Annotated in this window: 4 protein-coding genes and 1 pseudogene; 2 read left to right on the top strand and 3 right to left on the bottom strand. The window is 48.0% G+C overall.

Annotated elements, in window-relative coordinates; all coding sequences use genetic code 11:
• Positions 1–381: pseudogene (locus B7X71_RS12805) on the top strand (ATP-dependent DNA helicase RecG); the annotation flags it as partial.
• A gap of 47 nt (positions 382–428) precedes the next feature.
• On the top strand, positions 429–1,280 hold the full coding sequence (gene ubiA, locus B7X71_RS12800; RefSeq protein WP_293598051.1) for a 4-hydroxybenzoate octaprenyltransferase: 852 nt from the start codon (positions 429–431) through the stop codon (positions 1,278–1,280).
• Here ubiA and proC read toward each other — a convergent pair.
• The 3 genes from proC to glcF are packed head-to-tail and all read right to left on the bottom strand — an operon-like array spanning position 1,266 to position 4,125.
• A complete protein-coding gene (gene proC / locus B7X71_RS12795; protein WP_293598050.1) occupies positions 1,266–2,126 on the bottom strand; it encodes a pyrroline-5-carboxylate reductase in 861 nt (286 codons plus the stop codon). The two genes, ubiA and proC, sit on opposite strands and share 15 nt — an antisense overlap.
• Positions 2,123–2,848 carry a YggS family pyridoxal phosphate-dependent enzyme gene (locus B7X71_RS12790; RefSeq protein WP_293598049.1) on the bottom strand — a complete coding sequence of 242 codons (726 nt, stop codon included), beginning with the start codon at positions 2,846–2,848 and terminating at the stop codon, positions 2,123–2,125. Before B7X71_RS12790 ends, proC begins: the two co-directional genes overlap by 4 nt.
• Entirely contained in the window at positions 2,848–4,125 is a 1,278-nt protein-coding gene (glcF, locus tag B7X71_RS12785) for a glycolate oxidase subunit GlcF (protein ID WP_293598048.1), read from the bottom strand. The genes B7X71_RS12790 and glcF overlap by 1 nt, the downstream gene beginning before the upstream one ends.
• Positions 4,126–4,159 lie beyond the last annotated feature (34 nt).

Below are 4,159 nucleotides of genomic sequence, written 5' to 3'. Positions count from 1 at the left end.
GAGCATGCTGAACGTTTTGGGTATGCGCAAATCCATCAGTTACGTGGGCGTGTAGGGCGCGGTTCGGCAGATTCAGTTTGCATCTTGATGTATGCAGAGCCTCTATCTTTAGCCGCTAAAGAGCGCTTACAAACCTTACGAGAGACTTCGGATGGCTTTGTGATTGCTGAGCGCGATTTATCGCTACGTGGTCCTGGCGAGTTATTAGGGGCCAAGCAATCTGGTGATGCTATGTTACGTTTCGTTGATCTTCAGCGGGACGCCTGGTTGATTGAATTAGCGCAGACGGCTGCTGAGCGTTTGCTGGCCGAGCATGGAGAGTTGGTAGAAAGGCATCTGGAGCGTTGGCTTGGATCTCGTACTGAATTTCTAAAAGCTTGATAATGCGATCATGAGCATGATTGTTTGAAAGAAAGATGATTAATCTGATGCGCAATCGCATTGTTGCTTACGCCTACTTAATCCGTTTAGATAAGCCGATCGGCACGCTACTTCTATTGTGGCCAACTTTGTGGGCGCTTTGGTTGGCGAGTGGCGGCTTTCCTGAGTTCCATCTGCTGATTATTTTTGCCTTGGGTACATTTTTAATGCGTAGTGCTGGTTGTGCCATCAATGATTATGCGGATCAAGATTTTGATCGCTATGTTTTGAGGACTAAGGATCGACCGATTACCAGTGGCAAGATTTCTGGAAAAGAGGCTCTGGTTGTAGCGGCCACTTTAGCCTTGATAGCCTACTTACTTATTCAACCCCTCAATGCCCTGACCAAAGAACTCTCTTTCTTTGCCTTGGCAGTTGCGATTCTCTATCCCTTTACGAAGCGTTTCTTTGCTATTCCGCAAGCCGTTCTTGGTATTGCTTTTGGTTTCGGCATTCCGATGGCCTATGCCGCAGTTCTTGGCTTTATTCCTCTTGAAGCTTGGATTTTGTTTGTCGGCAATATTTTCTGGGCTATTGCTTATGACACGGCTTACGCCATGGTTGATCGTGATGATGATTTGCGTTTGGGCTTGCGTACTTCAGCCATTACGTTTGGCCGCTTTGACGTGCTCGCAATTGCACTGAGTTACGGCGTACTATTCCTCAGCCAAGCTTGGGTTGCCCAGTTGGCAAATCTGAATAATTACTTTTGGGTGGGTTGGTGTCTGGCTTTAACTTGCGCCATCTATCATCTGAAACTAGTATCGACCCGCAGGCGTGAGGACTGCTTCAAGGCATTTCGCCACAACAACTGGTTAGGCGGATTCCTTTTTCTTGGAATCCTTTTAGGACTTTCCTAGTTCATCGCCCATGGCTTTGCCACGTTGACTGGCAGCATCAATTGCTTTTTCAAGTGCACCATGCCAATCAAGTTGTTTGAGTGTATCGAGTGCTGCAGCAGTTGTGCCGCCTTTAGAGGTGACTCGTTCACGCAGTACGCCTGCATGCTCATCGGAGTTATGGGCAAGCTGTGTGGCACCTTCTAGGGTGGCGTAAGCTAGTTTGCGAGCAGTGACTGCATCAAGTCCAAGCTTTTCACCGCTAGATTGCATGGCTTCCAAGAAAGCAAAGACATAGGCGGGGCCACTTCCAGAAACCGCAGTAACAGCATCCATGAGTTTTTCTTCATTGACCCAGACTGCCTGGCCAACTGCATTGCAAATGGTTTCTGCTAGAGCACGATCAGATGCGCTGACGCCAGCATCTGCAAATAGACCTGTAATACCTTTACGAATGAGGGCGGGAGTATTTGGCATAGCGCGAACACAACGTGCGTGGTCAAGCCAGCGACTCATGTCTTTGAGGCGAATGCCAGCTGCAATGCTGAGGATCAACGGACCTGGCGCTGTTCCATGTTTCAGTTTCGCATTTAAAGACTTCGCTACTACATTGAAGTCCTGAGGCTTAATCGCCATAACTACAACATTATTTTTAGAGAAGTCAAAAGCAATTTGATCCAAAGCACCAATAATCTGTACGCCAAAATCTTGGTGCAATTGCAGGCCCGTGCTCGCATTGGCTTCCACTACAGAAAGTTGTTTGGCTTCAAAACCGTTGGCGAGTAATCCGCTAATTAATGCGCGGCCCATATTGCCACCGCCAATAAAGGTGATGTGGGCATTTTGGTTTGTTTGTTGTGTGCTCATATTTTTATCTTATCGCGCTTCCCAAAAATAGCGCTTCCTACACGTAACATGGTGCTGCCTTCAGCAATTGCTGCTTCCATATCGTCCGACATTCCCATGGAGAGGGTATCGAAGAAGTCATACCCAAGATCATTACTATGCTTTGCTTTAAGTCCGACAAAACACTCCCTGACAGCAGCAAAGGCTCGGCGCTGTTGGCTTACATCTTCGCTGGGCGCGGGGATAGCCATCAGTCCACGAAGTACCAGATTGGGGAGTTTTGCTACGGCATCACAAAGCGTTTCAACTTCCTCAAGCGATATTCCACTTTTAGATTCTTCTTCACTCACATTAATTTGAACGCAGACTTGCAGTTCACCCAAATCAGGAAATTCTCCGCGTTGAGTCGAAAGGCGCTCTGCAATTTTGAGTCGGTCAATACTGTGCACCCAATCAAAATGTTCTGCGACATCTCGCGTTTTATTGCTCTGAATTGGACCAATGAAATGCCACTCTAGCCAAGGACGCAACTTCGCAAGTTGCTGAATTTTTTCAACACCTTCTTGAGCATAGTTCTCACCAAAGGCAGTCTGACCAGCATGCATAGCTTCTTCAACCGCTATTGCTGGAAAAGTTTTACTTACCGCAAGCAGTTGAATGTCTTCTGGCTCACGTTTAGCTGCTAGCGCTGCCAGTTCTAACCTTCGCCTTACCAACATCAGGTTGGTAGTAATTTGACTCATTATCTGGTTTGGCCTTGTTGACTGATGAGTTGATCAACAATCTCGATCCAATGTAGTACTGGGGTGTCATCTTGCTGCAGATGGGTGATGCAACCAATATTTCCAGACACAATGACTTTCGCGCCAGACTCTTCGCAGGCGGCATTGAGGTGGGCAAGCTTGTTATGGCGTAACTGCTCTGAGAGCTCTGGCTGGGTTACCGAGTAGGTGCCTGCAGAACCGCAGCAGAGGTGGCTATCAGCGCATAAGCGCACACCAATACCAATACTAGCTAGCAGGCCTTCTACCTTCCCGCGAATTTGTTGACCATGTTGAAGTGTGCAAGGTGGGTGATACACCACGCCAGGCTTGGGATCTGCACCCACCAGAGAAATCAACTCTCCCTCAAGTGACGGCAAGATTTCTGAAATATCTTTCGTGAGATCAGAGATCTTCTTTGCTTTACTTGCATATTGCGGATCATTTGCAAATAGATGGCCATAGTCTTTGACCATGACGCCACAACCAGATGCAGTCATGACGATGGCCTCCACACCTTGTTCCACTTGTGGCCACCAGGCATCGATATTTTGTTTGGCGTTATCAAGGCCACCAGCTTGATCGTTAAGGTGGTAACGCAGTGCGCCACAACATGTGGCATTAGGCGCGCTAATCAGTTGAATCTTGAGTGCATCTAAAACACGTGCAGCAGCGGAATTAATGTTGGGAAGCATGCCTGGCTGTACGCAACCCTCGAGTAAGAGCATCTTACGAGAGTGACTTGCTTGTGGCCTGGCGTAAGGATCGGTGTGTCTAGCTAATGCTTTATTTTTAGCTTCTGGAATCTTGCGTTGGATGCCAGCCGGCATCAGTGGGCGAACTAAGCGACCAATTGCCATCGCTGAATTAAATAATGTAGGGCTGGTTAAACCTTCTTTTAAAGCCCAGCGGGTGAGGCGCTGGCCAAGAGGGCGCTCAGGAGTGTTTTCTTCTGCCCACTTGCGACCAATATCCACCAAGTTGCCGTATTGCACACCGCTTGGGCAAGTGCTTTCGCAATTGCGGCAAGTTAAGCAGCGATCTAAATGCATGCGTGTTTTTTCAGTCGGCGCTTGCCCTTCAGCCATCTGCTTGATGAGGTAGATACGACCACGTGGGCCATCGAGTTCATCACCCAGAATTTGATAGGTGGGGCAAGTAGCAGTGCAGAAGCCACAGTGCACACATTTTCCAAGAATTCTGGCGGCCTCTATTCCTTCAGGAGTATTGGCGAATTGGGGAGCTAATTGAGTTTGCATATAAAGACTTAAGGAAGGCGTGAAGTAGCAAATA

The sequence above is a fragment of the Polynucleobacter sp. 39-46-10 genome (assembly GCF_002282275.1).
This window is presented reverse-complemented; position numbering and strand designations above follow the sequence as displayed.